Source organism: Colwellia demingiae (assembly GCF_007954275.1).
Lineage (GTDB): Bacteria > Pseudomonadota > Gammaproteobacteria > Enterobacterales > Alteromonadaceae > Colwellia > Colwellia demingiae.
Map to the genome: position 1 here is coordinate 290,092 of NZ_VOLT01000001.1, position 16,888 is coordinate 306,979.

11 protein-coding genes are annotated in these 16,888 nt (G+C 37.2%); 4 read left to right on the top strand and 7 right to left on the bottom strand.

The features are described 5' to 3' along the window. Nucleotides 1-135: 135 nt before the first annotated feature. The 3 genes from ubiT to ESZ36_RS23240 all read left to right on the top strand — a co-directional run bounded on the left by ubiT (nucleotide 136) and on the right by ESZ36_RS23240 (nucleotide 6,248). Nucleotides 136-732 carry a ubiquinone anaerobic biosynthesis accessory factor UbiT gene (gene ubiT / locus ESZ36_RS01275; protein WP_246128943.1) on the top strand — a complete coding sequence of 199 codons (597 nt, stop codon included), beginning with the start codon at nucleotides 136-138 and terminating at the stop codon, nucleotides 730-732. A 404-nt stretch (nucleotides 733-1,136) separates the two neighbouring features. Further along, nucleotides 1,137-2,303 carry a serine/threonine-protein kinase gene (locus ESZ36_RS01280; RefSeq protein WP_146782430.1) on the top strand — a complete coding sequence of 389 codons (1,167 nt, stop codon included), beginning with the start codon at nucleotides 1,137-1,139 and terminating at the stop codon, nucleotides 2,301-2,303. Nucleotides 2,304-2,336: 33 nt separating this feature from the next. Then, nucleotides 2,337-6,248 (top strand): diguanylate cyclase domain-containing protein, encoded by a 3,912-nt coding sequence (locus tag ESZ36_RS23240; RefSeq protein ID WP_146782433.1) that lies wholly within the window; start codon nucleotides 2,337-2,339, stop codon nucleotides 6,246-6,248. Between the two features lie 180 nt (nucleotides 6,249-6,428). On the opposite strand, the gene kdsB is transcribed toward ESZ36_RS23240, so the two are convergent. The 5 genes from kdsB to ESZ36_RS01310 form a co-directional block, all read right to left on the bottom strand. Next, entirely contained in the window at nucleotides 6,429-7,283 is an 855-nt protein-coding gene (gene kdsB, locus ESZ36_RS01290) for a 3-deoxy-manno-octulosonate cytidylyltransferase (RefSeq protein WP_146782435.1), read from the bottom strand. 2 nt (nucleotides 7,284-7,285) lie between these two features. Then, nucleotides 7,286-7,483 carry a Trm112 family protein gene (locus tag ESZ36_RS01295; protein ID WP_146782438.1) on the bottom strand — a complete coding sequence of 66 codons (198 nt, stop codon included), beginning with the start codon at nucleotides 7,481-7,483 and terminating at the stop codon, nucleotides 7,286-7,288. An 88-nt stretch (nucleotides 7,484-7,571) separates the two neighbouring features. Beyond that, a complete protein-coding gene (gene lpxK, locus ESZ36_RS01300; RefSeq protein ID WP_146782441.1) occupies nucleotides 7,572-8,618 on the bottom strand; it encodes a tetraacyldisaccharide 4'-kinase in 1,047 nt (348 codons plus the stop codon). Nucleotides 8,619-8,630: 12 nt separating this feature from the next. Next, nucleotides 8,631-10,439 carry a lipid A export permease/ATP-binding protein MsbA gene (gene msbA / locus ESZ36_RS01305; RefSeq protein ID WP_211357745.1) on the bottom strand — a complete coding sequence of 603 codons (1,809 nt, stop codon included), beginning with the start codon at nucleotides 10,437-10,439 and terminating at the stop codon, nucleotides 8,631-8,633. Between the two features lie 212 nt (nucleotides 10,440-10,651). After that, on the bottom strand, nucleotides 10,652-13,246 hold the full coding sequence (locus tag ESZ36_RS01310) for a DNA internalization-related competence protein ComEC/Rec2 (protein WP_146782444.1): 2,595 nt from the start codon (nucleotides 13,244-13,246) through the stop codon (nucleotides 10,652-10,654). A gap of 163 nt (nucleotides 13,247-13,409) precedes the next feature. Here ESZ36_RS01310 and ESZ36_RS01315 point away from each other — a divergent pair, with 163 nt between their 5' ends. Beyond that, on the top strand, nucleotides 13,410-13,919 hold the full coding sequence (locus ESZ36_RS01315) for a DUF2062 domain-containing protein (RefSeq protein WP_146782447.1): 510 nt from the start codon (nucleotides 13,410-13,412) through the stop codon (nucleotides 13,917-13,919). Nucleotides 13,920-13,990: 71 nt separating this feature from the next. Here the strand turns inward: ESZ36_RS01315 and ESZ36_RS01320 are convergent, their stop codons facing one another. Beyond that, nucleotides 13,991-15,334, bottom strand: a complete 1,344-nt coding sequence (locus ESZ36_RS01320) for a sensor histidine kinase (RefSeq protein ID WP_146782450.1) — start codon at nucleotides 15,332-15,334, stop codon at nucleotides 13,991-13,993. A 68-nt stretch (nucleotides 15,335-15,402) separates the two neighbouring features. Further along, nucleotides 15,403-16,800, bottom strand: coding sequence for a sigma-54-dependent transcriptional regulator (locus ESZ36_RS01325; RefSeq protein ID WP_146782453.1), 1,398 nt, complete (start codon nucleotides 16,798-16,800; stop codon nucleotides 15,403-15,405). Between the last annotated feature and the right edge of the window lie 88 nt (nucleotides 16,801-16,888).

Below are 16,888 nucleotides of genomic sequence, written 5' to 3' on the forward strand. Positions count from 1 at the left end.
TTTTCAGCAGTGTATGTTGTTCATCATTCTTATTTATTGATGTGTATTAAAGAAAACTTGATCTGCAATATTAATTTATTTTTAAGCCTTGCTAGAATGTTCGCCAATCAATAAGCAGCATCAGAGTAAATATAAGTGCTAAAAGTCCCTACGGTATTACCCCTTACACAATCGATAACGGCAAGTCTAATTCCCTCTTTATCGCTAGTTGAAAAAAAAATACCGTTACGATTAAAGGAAAAGTTAATCAAGGTAATGCCAAAAATTTTACAGCCTAGTTTACGCTTTGTGCCTTTTAGTGCGCAAAGGTCTCTACTCATTCCAGCACTACATTCTATTTTTAGTGAGGCAATTACAGACGGTGACTTTGAGTTTTTACAAGGTAAATGGCTAAAGATTTCTATCATCGATTTACAACTCAATTGGTGGTTAAGCTTTGATCAAGACCAATTAATCATGGCATCGCCCAAAGATAATATTGCTGAAGATGTAAGTTTTAGTGCTAACGGTGATGACTTGGTGCTCATTGCAGGTCGCAAACAAGATCCTGATACCTTATTTTTCCAACGTCGATTGAAAATTGAAGGCGATACTGAATTAGGGTTAGAAGTAAAAAACTTAATTGATGCCATTGATATTGAGCAATTACCGAGTTCTATTCATGATTTAGTAGACTTTAGTGCCAGCTTTTTACAAAATACCCATGATGAACTTGCTTTAGTACAGGGTTAAAAAACACCTATAAAAATAGCCGAACCACTCTAAATTAATCACTTGCTTTAACCAAGTAACATACGCTCACTTGTCAACTTCACTGACAAAGTGGCTGGGTGATTATTACTCTGCGCGATAACCTACTCCGACATACCTGCTAATCAACACTTAGCTTCCTTAGCACTATTGGAAGCCACGGACGCCTTTTTATTTCCGTATTGGTCATTGAAACAGCTTTTTATTATTTTAAACGGATATTTGATAGAATAGAAACTATAGTTTACAGTAACTTTTCGTAATAACTCGTCAGGGTTATCATCGCTATAGAATAAAAAACACAGTGCTAGCATTAATTCGTAAGGGATATATCGGATTGAATTATTAGGCTGTGTAAATGCTGTAATTAAAGGTTAGTAGTCTTAATGAATTTATCCCAATGTGAAATAAAGAACATCCTCTATTCTTACGAAGATACTGTGGTTGCACGTGTTATCCCTAACAATGATGAGTTTGCTAATACAACCTCTGAAAAGCCAACCGTTATAATTAAATACCAAAATACCGATTACCCTTCAACAGAATTAGACTCTCGTTGGAAAAATGAATACAGAATTTTACGTGCTATTGACTCAAAATGGGTGATTAAAGCACACGCTTTAAAGCGACATAAGAACAGTCACATATTGGTACTAGAAGATTTTTCATCAACTACGTTAAGTGATCTCATAACGACGAACGAACTAACTTTTAGTCAACGTTTACATATAGCTTGCCAGTTAATCTCCGCCTTAGCTGATGTGCATCGTTTACAATTAATCCATAGAGATATTAACCCAAGTAATATTTTAATAGACCCTGCGACACTGCAATTAAAATTGTGTGATTTTGCTTTAGCCACACGACTTAGTCATAAACAAATAAAATTACTTAATTATGACCTGTGGGGGAGATTTGAATATATTTCACCTGAACAAACAGGGCGTACTAGTATCAAGGTAGATTATCGCAGTGATTTTTATTCGCTAGGCGTCACTCTATATGAACTTTTCAGCGGGCGATTACCCTTTACTTCACAAAATGCGATGACCTTATTACACTCCCACATTGCTCGTACGCCCGAGTCTTTAGCCGATATAAAACAAGGTATTCCAGCGGTAGTTTCAGCGATTGTCACGAAACTCATGGATAAATCGCCAGAGAACCGTTACCAGAGTACTTATGGCCTACAAGCTGATTTAGATAAATGCTTCGAGCAATGGAACAAGAACAACACTATTGAAAATTTCATTTTAGCCGAATCTGATGTATCTCTTCATTTCAATGTATCGAATAAACTTTATGGCCGAGAAAGTGAACTTGCTACTATTTTAGAAGCATATCAACGTGCCTGCACAGGGCATACCGAGTTAGCTATGGTTAGCGGCTATTCTGGTGTGGGTAAATCAGCATTAGTGCATGAATTGCAAAAAAACATTATTGCCACTGATGGGTTATTTATCACAGGTAAATGTGATCAATACAACCGTGGGCAGCCTTTTTTAGTCTTAATTGAAGCGCTACAACAGTTACTACAACATCTGTTAAGTTAAAGTAGTGAAAAACTCAGCCAATGGCGAACTAAGTTGCAAGTAGCCCTTGGTAACAATGCTGCCATTATCACTGAATTATTACCCGATTTAGCCTTAATCATTGGCGCTCCCCCCGCATTAACCTTATTACCACCTGCTGAAGCTGAGATGCGTCTGAATATGGTGTTTATTGATTTTGTGAGTGTGCTGTATTCTAAAGAGCAACCTCTGGTTATATTTCTTGACGACTTGCAGTGGGTTGATATGCCGACATTGACTCTATTACAACAGCAAGTTAACGATAGTAATAAAAATGGTTTATATGTTATTGGTGCCTATCGCGATAACGAAGTGGATGAAGCACATCCCCTTGCGATTGCCTTACAGAAGATAGAACAGGCAAACGCATTAACAAAAATACATCTTCTCCCGCTAAAGCTAAGCCACGTTCAAGAATTACTGTGTAATACACTACAGTGCGATTTTGATGATGTATTGACTTTGGCTGAGTTATGCTTGAAAAAAACACAGGGGAATCCCTTTTTCCTCAACCAATTTTTATTGGCACTTTATCAAAAAGACACCATTAATTATAACCATATAAAAGGGTTGTGGCAGTGGCGTATTGAAGAAATAAACCAACATTCAATGACCGATAATGTTGTTGATTTAATGATTGAGAAATTTACACTACTTAATAGTGAAACACAGTTACTTTCGTCTATAGCTGCACACCTTGGGCATAGTTTTAGCCTCCGCCAATTATCATCGGCATGCAAATACGACACGATAACAACCGCAAAAACCTTATGGCCACTACTCGAGGCAGGTTTCATATTGCCGCAAGATGAGTACTATCAATTTATCGATGATGAAGCGAGCTTAAACCAATCAAGCTATTACTTTTTACACGATAAAGTTCAACAAGCCGCTTACCAATTAACGCCTGAAGCAGGTCGCGAACAATTGTTGCTGCATATAGGAATAAATTGGCTAGAAAACATAACAGAAGAAGAGTTAGAACTTAACCTTTTTACACTTCTACGTGTGCTTAATGGCGCCATCAATATCATAGAAAATAATGATGAATTAAAACAGATCGTCACCTTAAATTTGAGAGCTGGATTAAAAAGCAAAGATGCCGCAACTTATAATGCCGCGGCCAATTATCTACGAATGGCTAAAGAACATTTAACGGTTGATGCATGGGAAGATGATCCACAGCAAACCTTAGCCGTATATAAAGGGCTAATAGAAACAGAGTTTTTAGCAGGAAACATTGATACCGCAAGAGTTTTATACCTTAAGAGTGTTGATAATGCTCCTACAAATAAAGGAAAAGTAGCCCTGATTTTATTTCAAGCAGAGCAATTTCAATCACGAGGCAGTTTTCCTGATGCCATTGAAATATTAATGGGTGGCCTAGCCCTTTTAAATGTTGATTTCCCAGCAAACGAAAATGAAGCCGAACAACAAGTAGTTGCAACTTTTACCACGACGCAAGAGTTACGTAATCAATATACTGACGAGCAATTATTAGCCGCAGAAAAGATGACTGATGAGCATTGTTTACTGAGAATGGAAATACATAATGCTTTAGCTTCCGCTTTTTACTTATCTGGCTGCGCCCGTTCATACGCGACTAACGCCTGTAATATGGTGCATTTAACCTTAGAATATGGCCAATGTGAACTTAGCTCAATTGGTTATGCTGCTTATGCCACAGCAATGTCTATGATGGGTGAAAAATACCCCGCTTGTTACCAAATGAGTAAACTGGCAAAAAGTGTTTCAGACTTATGGGAAAGTAAATATCACCGCTCCACTATTTATCAATATTTTGCTTCAAGCTACCAACATTGGTGTGAACCTATCGAAAACAGCTATGTTTTTCAAGAACAGATTATAGCTTGGGGAGAAGAAGGTACTAATCTTATTTTCGCTGGTTATGGTGTTTTATTTAAAGCCTGTAACAAATTCATTAAAGGCGTACAGTTAGAAGAATTACAACAAGACATTGAACATGGCTTAGCTTTTTTAAATAAAAAACAACAACCAGCCACTGTAAATTTTGTTTTATTAGGTGCTTATCAATCGTTATTAGCCTTACAAGGTAAAACACTTACCCCACAATCATTGAACATAGAAGCATTAAACACAGAAACGTTTAACGTTGGACAATATTTTAATGATGATTTCCATACCCCATCCATGGATATGGCTTTTTATACCTTTGCAACTATCCGATATGCTTACCTTATGAATAACAAAGCATTACAAGCGCAATGTATTAAAAATATTGATATTGTCTGCATGTTTTTACCTGACACTCCTGAAATGACAGAGAGCTTGTTTTATTTGGCATTAATTTTACTGGATGACAGTATTACTGATAAGAATATTACTGATAAGAATTCCAAAGATAATCTAAGCATAGAAAACCTGATGAAAGCACAAGAAATTTGTGACCAGTTTCAAACATGGTCGCTTCATAGTTCCGAAAACTATTCACATAAATATTTATTAATTGCCGCAGAGATAGCGCGAGTAAAAAAACAAGATACTCTAGCGACACAATTGTACGCTAAAGCACTTGATGCGGTTGAAATAGCCAATTTCAGTCATTGTGAAGCACTGATTAATGAACGTTACGCAAAATATTGGGCTGATGTAGGACAAAAACGTATCGCCGCAAATTTTATTAAAGATGCGCATTATCTTTATGCTCACTGGGGGGCTTCAGCAAAATGTACTCAGTTAGAAGAACAGTGGCCGCAACAACGTTTCAATATAATCAGCGGTACTGTTCCATTTGGCGGCAGTTTACAAAGTTCAATACCAAACATAGTCACTGATCAAACTCAATCTATTGATTTACATTCACTGCTAAAAGCCAATCAGCTTTTATCTGAAGAAATTTATGTCAATTCATTATTAGAAAAGATGATGATAGTACTGATGGAAAATGCAGGCGCTCAACATGGTGCAATTATAATTAATGAAGAAGAACAATTGATAGTGGAGATAGTCGGTTCTATCAATGATTTTTCTGCCTGTATTGACAGCCAATTACATAACATCAACCTTGACAATGTTGATGCGGCAGAACAACCTTTATTACCTGATACCTTAATTCGTTATACGCAACAAACTATGAAAACGTTGCTCATAGATAACCCTAGTGAAGATCCTCGTTTTATTAATAATAGTTACTTACGGATAAATAATCCTAAATCGGTCTTATGTCTACCTATTACAGCCCAAGGTCGATTGATCGCTATCGTCTATTTGGAAAACAATCTCACAGAACACGCCTTTACTAAAAAGCATAAAGATACGGTTGAACTTATTTCAGCACAAGCGGCTGTTTCTTTAATTAACGCACGACATTATGAAACACTAGAAAAGAAAGTCGCGCAGCGTACAGAAGAATTACATTTATTAGCGATTAAAGACGGTCTTACCGGTATTTTTAATCGCCGTGAGTTTGATACCACCTTAGACAAAGAATGGAGTCGTGCTTCTAGAGAATTGGGCTCATTAACATTGATGATGATAGATATAGATCACTTTAAAGACTATAACGATAATTACGGACACCCTGAAGGCGATTCATGTATAAAGTTAATTGCTCAAGCATTGAGTTCTGTAGTCGCACGTAAAAATGACTTTGTCGCTCGTTATGGGGGTGAAGAGTTTGCCATTCTAATGACAACGTCAAATAAAAGTTCGATTGAACTTCTTGCACAACATTGTTTGAACAGGATTAGGGATTTAGCTATTCCACATCAATTTTCAGACACTGCTGAACATGTCACCATTAGCATAGGTATTGCGACGGTAAATGTATTACCTAAAGCTCATCCTGCTACATTAATAAAACAAGCAGATTCAGCTTTGTATCAATCAAAAGAAAAGGGTCGTGATCAATATACCTTTTCTTCCAAGCTATCAACGCTCGTTTAACTTTCTAGACAGAGTAAGATACTAGCGATATCAATGGTATGGTGGGTTGCTTTGATTTTATAGTCGTCATTGTTTTACTAGGCAACCTATATGATTTTTATGATAAAAGCATATAGGTTGGGGCCGCTTAATGGCCTAACAGAGATATTACATAGCCTACCTATTAAAAGACAAAGCAGGTTAAGCTAAACTAGCTGCATACGCTCTTGCTTTGGCTAAGTCTTCTGGTGTATCAACCCCCTCAACTGGTACATGGCTATTTGCTACAGCGACGTGAATTCTCTCACCTTGATATAAAACTCTTAGCTGCTCTAGCGCTTCAACTTGTTCTAACTCACTCGTTGGCCAATTGACATAATCTTTAATAAAGCCAGCACGATAAGCATAAATGCCGACATGTCTTAAGTAAAAATCACCTATCGCGCGAATGTTTTCTTCAGTATTAGCATCAGCAGTTAAAAAACGCTCTCTATCGTAAGGAATAGTTGCTCTGGAGAAATATAAAGCATAACCATCTTTATCAAGTATGACTTTAACCGCATTAGGATTAAAGGCTTCATCTACAGAATCAATGTTAATAGCCAAGGTCGACATGCGTGCTACACGACTATTTTGTTGCTGGTTAGCTAGGTTATTAGCTACTTGTGCAATATTCTCTGGCGGGATAAAAGGTTCATCACCTTGCACATTAACAATGATTTCATCATCACTAAATTGGTATTGCTCCATGACCTCTGCAAGACGTTCAGTGCCTGATTGATGATCAGCGCGAGTTTTACACACTTCAGCGCCAAAACTACTAACCACGGCAGCCACTTCATCATTATCTGTCGCAACAATCACTTGGCGAGCACCACTCAATTGCGCTTTTTCAACAACCCATTGGATCATAGGTTTACCATTAATATCGGCTAATACCTTTCCGGGCAAACGTGATGATTGATATCTAGCAGGTATAACAACAACAAAGCTAGTATCGCCAGTGCCCTTGTTAATTGTTGGCTTGCTCAATACTGAAGGTTCACTAACAGCCATGATTAGCTATCCTGCTCAGTAGACTGGTTAGCATTAATTTCACGCGCTTCATTTTCGAGTAATACGGGTATGTCTTTTTCTATGCTATAAGCTAAACGATCAAAGTGACAAATAAGCTCTTGGGCTGCTTTATCATAATCTAACTTACCTTTACATACTGGGCAGGCAAGGATTTCCATTAATTTTGTATCAAAAGCCATGTTAACTTCTCTCTGGTTAATATTTTAATAGATGAGCAATATTCTCATTTACTGAATGTACTAGTGAATGTATTGCCGCTTATATTGTTTAATGTATAGCTGATTGAATTGCTATTTGAGTTTTATCGATTATTAACTGTCTGTCTTCGTCACTAAAAACGGCATAAACAGGTAAATACCACCAGTTTTCTTTACAAAAACCATGACACTTAACGGCATCTTTTTCAGTCATTAATAAGGGTATATTATCATCAAATTCTTTAAAGTCATCAAGGACAAAAGCATGATGATCAACAAAACTTTGCTGATTAATTACCTTAAGTTGGTGCTCTTTTAGCGTATCGAAAAATCGCTGTGGTGCGCCAATGCCTGCAATTGCATTCACCGAGTCATTTAATTTAATAAAATCCGTTAAATTAATGCGTTCGCCGGTAAATAAGTTACACAACTCTGTTGCTGCCAATGTCATGTGCATACACGGATAAGGTTTTTTCTGGTAGTCCTGCGCGTTTTTACCATTATAACCTGTACCATTAAAGATAACTAAGTCACTTTTAGGTAAACGCCACTGCCCTTCTCGCAATGGGCCCGCAGGTAATAACAAACCATTACCAAATAAACGTTTGCCATCGACAACCACTAGTTCTAAATCACGGGCTAAACGATAATGCTGTAAACCATCATCACTGATAATGATGTCGCAACCTTGAGCAATAAGTAACTCTGCGCTAGCGATGCGATCACTACCAACAGCAATAGGAACCTGACAACGTTGCTGAATAAGTATAGGCTCATCACCGGCTTCTAATGAAGTAGAGTTTTCATTAAGCAAATAGGGATAGTGAGGCGCTTTACCGCCATAACCTCGCGAGATTACACCTGGCGTTAAACCGAGTAAACGAGTCAGTTCAACCAAATATAAAACTATCGGGGTTTTACCATTGCCGCCGACACCTATGTTACCAACAACAATAACAGGCTTACTTAATTGACATGATTTTGATAAACCAATGTTAAAACTGAGACGTCTTAATGTACTAATCAGCCAGAATAACGCTGATAAAGGCAGTAACATTGGTACTAACAGCCATTTAGCCGGATGATGATTAAACCAAACTTTCTCAATTAAGCGCATATCACCTCTTCCCTATTCAAATTGGAAACTATGCAACTGGGCATAAGCACCTTGTTTGGCAAGTAAACTTTGATGGTTACCTTGCTCCACAATTTTACCTTGGTCCATAACTATTATTTTATCTGCATTCTCAATAGTCGATAATCGATGGGCAATAACAATTGAAGTACGATTTTGCTGTAATGTTTGTAGCGCATCTTGAATATGACGTTCCGATTCTGTATCTAACGCACTGGTTGCTTCATCTAAAATTAAGAATGGCGTATCGCACAATAAAGCTCGCGCAATAGCTACACGCTGACGTTGACCACCTGAAAGTAAAGCCCCATTTTCACCAATATTGGTTTCAAGCCCTTGCTCCATATGCTCAGCAAATTCCATAACATGCGCACTTTTTGCCGCGGCGATGATTTCAGCTTCAGTCGCTTCAGGTTTACCATAGGCGATATTATTGGCTAAAGTATCATTAAATAATACAACCTGTTGAGATACATAAGAAAACTGTTTACGTAAATCTTTTAACTGAAATTTTTCAATATTAGTATCATCGATTAATATCTCACCACGTGTGGCATCATAAAAGCGTAATAATAATGAACTTGCCGTTGATTTACCGCTGCCTGAACGTCCAACTAACGCCATAGTTTCGCCTGGCGCTAAGTCAAAAGTAAGATCACGTAGCGCTAGCTTAGTTTCTTGCTCTTTATCACTTGCTGCCATGGTATCGGTATTTGTATAAGAAAAATCAACATGCTTGAAAGACAAAGTCCCTGAGGCTCTATCAAGTTTTTTGTCACCATTATCTTTTTCTTTTTCATGATCGAGTATCGAAAATATACTGACACAAGCCGCCATGCCTTGTTGAAACTCACTATTGACATTAGTTAGCATTTTCAGAGGTCTAAGTAACATAGTCATATAAGTGATAATACTGACAAAAGTACCTGGGGATATGTTATCGCGTAAACTATCTGAAGTGATGGCATAGAAAACAAAGGCTAAAGCAAACGAGGCTATTACTTGAATAATGGGTACACTGGCAGATTTTGTTGCCCGCATTTTCATGCGCTGTTGGCGGTTATGTTTATTTATTTTGGCAAAACGTGAGAACTCTCGTTGTTGACCACCAAAAGTTAACACCACTTTGTGGCCATTAAAGGTTTGTTCTGCCGCTGTGGTAACTTCACCCATTGCACCTTGAATATTTTTACTCACTTTTCTAAAGCGCTTTGATACCACACTGACAATCACTGCAATAATAGGGGTTATCAATAAAAAGATTAATGATAACTGCCAACTGTAATAAAACATCAAGCCAAGTAAGCCAATAATAAAGGCGCTTTGTTGCACTATGACTAGAATAGATTTACTCACCGAATTTAAAACTTGCTCGGTATCAAAGGTTATTTTTGAAATCAATGAGCCGGTAGATGTTTGATCATGAAAAGCAACGGGCATTGACATAATATGTTCAAAGAGCTTTTGTCTTAAGTCCGCGACGACATTATTACCTACCCAAGCTAGGCAATAATTAGCGATAAAGTGAGCTATACCGCGAACAGTAAAGGCCACAACAATAAACAATGGCGCCCATTTCATAAAGTTAGCATTCGCCCCAGCGAGCCCTTCATCAACAAGCGGTTTTAATTGTGATAAAAAATATACATCGATGGCTGCATAACCAAGCATACCAATGATTGCGGCGACAAAACCGAGTTTATAAGGTTTGGCGTAGCTAACCAATCGTTTAAAATTTTGCCATGTAGTTGCATTGGCTGAGTCAGAAGAAGGTAAGGCGCTTGTTTTTGAAGATGATGCCATTAGTTAAGATTACTCAAGTATTTTAATTGCCTAAAGGAAACGTTGATAAAACATTAACAATACTTACGTTAATTATAGTTGCTTTTATCATGCTTACATTATCGAAATAGTATTTTACCGTGAATTAGCGATACAACCAACAAAAACTATAACTATACCCGTTACCATTCAAAGTGTTGTTTTTCAGTCGGAATTAAAATGGCTTTACGTTTTTAATGGCTAAACCAAAATGGCCGTAAATCATTGACATAATTTTGAGTAGTGATGCCCTTTTCATCAACTGTTATGATGATTTGCCCCAGCTCTGCACTATTTAACAATTCAATTTTACTATCATGGTAACGCTGACTAACAATTGGGACTGGCATATGCCAACGATTTAAGTAACCTGCACTAACTAACGCAATTTTAGGCGATAGTTGACTAAGAAACGGCTGACTTGATGATGTTTTAGAGCCGTGGTGAGGTACTTGTAAAATATCAACACTAAGCTGCGGATAAATTTTTAGTAACTTCTGTTCTACTTTCGAGGAAATATCCCCGGTTAAAAGCAGTGTAGTTCCCTGTTGATCACTAATTAAGATGACACAAGAATCATCATTTTTTTGCTTGCCCCTATTAATACTTTCATCTGAAGAATCCCAAGCTAAAGGCCATAAAATGTCAAACCTCAATCCTTGCCAAGAAAAGCTATTATTTGGCTGACAATCCGTAAGTCGCATACTGCTAGGGTTTAAGTTCTCAGTAGTTGATAAATCATTAAGTAATAAGGCCTTAGTTGGATTATAGAGTGTTTTATCATTACTGATTATTTCATCAATCGATATATTCTCTATCAGGGTATCAAGGCCACCAACATGGTCATTATCACTGTGACTTAATATCACTTTATCGAGCTTCTCAATGGCTGAATATTGTAGAAATGGCAGTATCACCGCATCACTCATAGTAAAACCACTGGGGTAAGCTGCACCGGTATCATATAGAATGGCCTGGTTATCTCGTTTAAGTAATACCGAAGTTCCCTGACCAACATCAAAAAAAATTATTTCCCATGAGGTAAAGCCAAACGCTGCTTGGAAATCAATATCATCCTTTGGAGTTTTTTCTTTTTTTGACCAAAAGTTGGTATTTACAGAGGACATACTTGGATAATAAAAATTAAACAAACTCACACTAAGAACTAAAGCTAGCAGAACAAAAGTGACTTGCTTGACCCCCCTACTAGTCCAGAGAAACGGCGAAAGATAAAGCATTATAAAAGCAACATTACCCACTACCAGAACAATCAATTGTTGAGTTAATGAAAGTGAAATAATTGCATAAGGGAGCTCACTAAGTAAATCAAGGTAATACCACAACCAGGTTAACGACTGCAGTGATAACATCATAAACCATTGCGCTAATGACTCATTTATTGGCATCAAGACCACTGACATGAGCGCTGTAGGTATGCTAAAAACACTCATCCAAGGCACAGCAATGATATTTGCCAATAAACTAACTAGTGATACCTTTTGGAAAAATAATGCAGTAATCGGCATTAACATCACGGTAAGTGCTACTTGAATAATAAATAGCGCTTTGAAGAAACGCCAAAAATAACCGCCCTTATTCATCCATGACTTAAATCGCCATAGTGATACAAAAATAATAGCCACAGCATAAAGAGATAACCAAAAGCTAGCGGTTAATAAACTAAAAGGGCTGATAATCAACAAAATAAAAATCGTCATGAGAATTAAACGTTTAGCTGATATTTTTATGCCAACTACGCGACTAATCCAGTACAAGTTTAACATCACCAAAGCAAGCTTTGTTGGAAGAGAGAAACCTGCTAAATAAGCATATGCAGTTGCGAGTAACAAACTCACAGCAATAGCAATATAACGGCTGTTGATACGCTGCCAGCCAGGGTTTCTCAACGGGATATATTGAACAAACAACATCACAATAAAAAATGCACTACCGGCAAGCAAGCCTACATGTAAACCCGAAATAGCAATAAGGTGACTAGTACCTGTCACTTGTAGTGTCTGCCAAAGGTCGGTATTAAGTGAACTACGCTCCCCAAAGGCTAATGCCAATAAAATGGGGGTAAGCTTATGATTTGGGGTAAGGCTTTGATAGTGCTCAAATAGCGTTTGCCTCATAGTGATATCTGCTATTAGCAATTTATTCGCTTTTAAGCTTTTTAAGTATTCCGCTTCTTGATAATTTGAATCTTTCTTCTTTCTCGGATTAACCACATATCCTGTTGCGACAATGTTATGTGCTTTGAGCCAACTTAAATAATTAAACGTGCCTATATTTGCTAATCCATGGGCTGGTTTTACTTTAACGTTAAGAGAAAGTCTTTGACCTTGAGCAAGGTCAATAGTCGACTTTTGCCAACTTAGCCTAAGAGTCATTGGGCTTTCAAGTAGCTGTTGATTTATCTTATTAACGAGAAAATTAAAGCGTTTAGTGGAATTAGCTTTCTGTTGAACAGCGCTTTCCTTTATATGTTCGCTCAACATGTTCGGTGGCTTAACTTGGATACTAAGTACCTCACCTTCAATAAAAAATGGTTGTTTATTTTCCATTAGTTCAATAAGAGGGGGCGGTAACAGGTTATGATAGAGGTAAGCTTGGGCTAAGATCCATAAAGCACCAAACCATAATCCGGAGCTATAACGTAGTTTTTTATGGGAATAAAAGCCAATAGCGAGACAAAGAAGTAAAAATAGCTGAAAAAGCGCTGGCACTTCCTGCAAAAATAGGGACAATATAGCACCAAGAAAAAATGTCAGTAACCACCAATCCATAGTGATATAAATCCTTTTATGTTTAGTGGTTAAATTATCGAGCTAACGCCTTACTGACATTACCGATTGCTTTACTTAGCAACATATATATTACGTAAATATATATGTTGCTAAGTAAATTATTTACCACATTAACTTTTAGCTAAGGGACCTATAGAAGTATATGCCCAAAAAAACCATCAAACGTATGATGCCAGATCATCAAACGATAAAAGAAAACAAATATCTGAAAATTTTTGGCAATTTACTCCACAATGCCAATCTTTGGCACTTAAATCGTCACTCTGTCGCTAAAGCCTTTGCTGTTGGTTTATTTTTTGCTTTTATTCCAGTGCCATTTCAAATGGTTTTATCGGCTGGTATTGCCATTATAGTACATGCAAACCTACCGCTCTCCATTGCATTGGTGTGGATAACAAATCCGTTGACTATGCCTTTTATATTTTATGCCTGTTATTTGGTAGGTGTCTGGGTATTATCGGTACCTGAGCAAGAGTTTGCCTTTCAAGCAAACTGGCAATGGGTATTAGATAGCTTATCAACCATAGGCCCTGCCTTTTTAGTTGGCTGCGGTGTTCTTGCTGTTATTGCTTCAATATTAGGTTATTTCATAATACATTCGTTTTGGCGTTACCAAACAATTAAAGCATGGAAAAGTCGTCCGCACCGTTAAGTCTTTCGATGAATTTACCGAACAGCCAAAATAAAGCGTTAATAATAATAAAAAAGACATTAAGAGAAGTATCACAGGGTTAATTCTATGGTTGCTATGCAACCACTGACACCTAACCTATTTGTTAAACTTATCTTGCCGCCATGTGCTTCAATAATTTGTCGGCATAAGACTAAACCTATGCCTGAGCCTTTACTTTTTGTGCTATAAAAAGGCACAAACAAGTTCTCTAGATTGCTTACACCTGTGCCGTCATCCACTAATGACAAACTAAATACCTTTCCATTAACTTGCCCGCTAATTACAACCTTACCTTCTTCGCCAGCACTTTTTACCGCTTCTACCGCATTTTTAACCAAGTTAATAAGCACTTGTTCAAATTGCACTGCATCAATAACTAAAGTGATGTCGTCTATTTTTTGTACTTCAATGCATTCATCCGGGTATAAGGCTACCGTCTTATTAACTAATTCAAGTACCGAACAGGGCTGTTTTTTTGGCTCAGGTAAACTGGCTATTTGCTTATAACTATTAACAAACTCAGTTAAGCTATTACTGCGTTGTGAAATGATAGATAAGCCTTCAACCAGATAGTCTTTATGGTTTTCAAGTTTTTCTTGTCGGGCAAGTAAACGCCTTAAGCTTTGGCTTATTGAAGCGATAGGAGATAAAGAGTTGTTTATTTCATGACTAATAACCCGCACTAACGCTTGCCATGCATTTCGCTCTTCACTACGAAGCATAGTGCTAACATCAGTAATAAATACTAACTTTTGTGGTTTGCCATTTTCGCGATATTCTTCAAGGTGAACATTAAACTTACCTTGCTGATTAGCAAAAGAAAGCGACATTACTTGGCTATTACCACTGTTCATTGCAGCGATTTGACTAAATTGTGAGAATGATTCAATTAAGTCAAATTCTTGCTGCTCAGCAGGTATTTGCAATAATTTTTTTGCGGCGGGGTTAGTCAAGACCAATTCATTATTCTCATTTAAAGCGAGAATAGCGACATCAATATGGTTAATTACAGTAGTTAGTAACAATTGACTTTCTGTCGTCTCAATTCTTTGCTTATTAAGGCGTAAACTAAGGCTATTTATCGAATCAACTAATTCATTTAATGCTTCATCACCATCACTAATACGGGCTCTCAGACTATAATCGCCTTGTACCATAGCATCGAGTAAATTACTTAAACTTCGAAATTGATAAGCTGACTTTTGGTGAAGTTTACTGTGACTATAAACAATCACTAAACCACTAATAAGCACAGTTAATAAAATCAAATATAGCGATATATTCGCATATATCATCACCCCAATTAGCAAGAAAAATAGCGGCAAAGAGGTAAATAAAAATAGCTGAGTTAGCTGTACTTCAAATGATTTCTTATTTTGTTGATTCTGTTTCATATTGTCTTTGTTACACTCGACTACTTTGCCTGCTACTGACTATTTCATTACCTTTTATAGCAGCTGATTTAAATTTTATCTAATCGTCGATAAAGAGCACTACGGCTTAAGCCCAGTGACTTAGCTGCTTTAAGTACATTACCATCAAAGTGCTTCAATCTTTGATCAATTATGGTTAATTCTAAATCAGCTAAACTATCTAGGGTCTGCTTTTCTATAAACTCTCCCTGCTTAACATCTACCTTAGCGGTATCAGTTTGCGTAGCATTAACTGATAAACCTAAGTCATTTACATTGATAAAAACACCTTGGCATAATATCTGTGCTCGTTCGAGCACATGGTTTAACTCTCTGATATTCCCTGGCCAATCATAACTAACTAAGGCATTTTTCGCCTGTTCATCTAAAACCAACTTATTTCTGCCGTACTTATTTGCCCATTGAGTTAAGAAAGCATCAGCAAGCAAAACAATATCTTCCTTTCGGTGTCTTAATGCTGGAATTTCAATGGCAATAGTATTAATACGATATAATAAATCTTTACGAAACTCTCCCGCTGCTACCATTTGATTCAAGTTAGCGTTAGTCGCACAAATTAAACGCACATCGACCGACTGGGTTTTACTCGCACCCACTTTCTCAAATTGCTGATCTTCTAAAACACGTAATAATTTAGCTTGTTGTGAATAGGGAGTGTTGGCTATCTCATCTAAAAACAAACTGCCACAATCGGCCAATTCAAAACGACCAATGCGTGTCGATTTAGCGTCAGTAAACGCCCCTTTTACGTGGCCAAACATCTCACTTTCAAATAAGGTTTCACTCACTGCGCCCATGTTGACCGAAATCTGGTTTGCGTCTTTTCGATTTGACTGTTGATGGATATAACGGGCAAACATACTTTTGCCAGTACCATTTTCCCCTGTCAGCAAAATACAGGCATCACTTTGTGCTACTTGCTCTATCAAAGCTAAAGCTTTTTGCATAACAGGTGACTGACTTATGATGTCACCTTTAAATTCACTATCAAGGCGTTGCTGCAATAGTTGGTTTTGTTGAGTGAGCCTTTGCGAGTTCTTTTCGCTACTCGCTAATTTCAGTTGATTATTGATAATACTGATAAGACGTTCAATATCCCAAGGCTTTTGAACAAAGTCATTTGCACCATTTTGCATAGTACTTACTGCTACCTCAACTGTTGCCCAGCCAGTCATAACCACTATAGGTAAGTCGTCTTCAAGTTTTCTAATGTCCGCAATGAGTGTCAGTCCCTCTTCCCCAGAGGTGGTATCAAGAGAGTAATTTAAGTCCATTAATACCAAATCAAATTGCGTTTTTTTAATCGCAGCTAAAGCTGAGCTTGGTGTTTGACAAAGGTTCACGCCATAACCTTCCGGTACCAGTAAAATCTTTAAGGCTGACAGTATATCGAGGTCGTCATCGACTAATAGAATGTTTTTATTCATCGTTTCTTTCTTTTAAATTCCATGGTCTTACATAAATAAAAACACTAAAAAAAATATAATTAAGCAGTTAATATATACTATTAGCTGC

Coding starts and splice junctions, on each gene's coding strand:
- ESZ36_RS01280 (WP_146782430.1), top strand. CDS start 1,137: ATGAATTTATCCCAATGTGAAATAAAGAACATCCTCTATTCTTACGAA.
- kdsB (WP_146782435.1), bottom strand. CDS start 7,283: ATGGCTGTTAGTGAACCTTCAGTATTGAGCAAGCCAACAATTAACAAG.
- ESZ36_RS01295 (WP_146782438.1), bottom strand. CDS start 7,483: ATGGCTTTTGATACAAAATTAATGGAAATCCTTGCCTGCCCAGTATGT.
- lpxK (WP_146782441.1), bottom strand. CDS start 8,618: ATGCGCTTAATTGAGAAAGTTTGGTTTAATCATCATCCGGCTAAATGG.
- msbA (WP_211357745.1), bottom strand. CDS start 10,439: ATGGCATCATCTTCAAAAACAAGCGCCTTACCTTCTTCTGACTCAGCC.
- ESZ36_RS01310 (WP_146782444.1), bottom strand. CDS start 13,246: ATGGATTGGTGGTTACTGACATTTTTTCTTGGTGCTATATTGTCCCTA.
- ESZ36_RS01315 (WP_146782447.1), top strand. CDS start 13,410: ATGCCCAAAAAAACCATCAAACGTATGATGCCAGATCATCAAACGATA.
- ESZ36_RS01320 (WP_146782450.1), bottom strand. CDS start 15,334: ATGAAACAGAATCAACAAAATAAGAAATCATTTGAAGTACAGCTAACT.
- ESZ36_RS01325 (WP_146782453.1), bottom strand. CDS start 16,800: ATGAATAAAAACATTCTATTAGTCGATGACGACCTCGATATACTGTCA.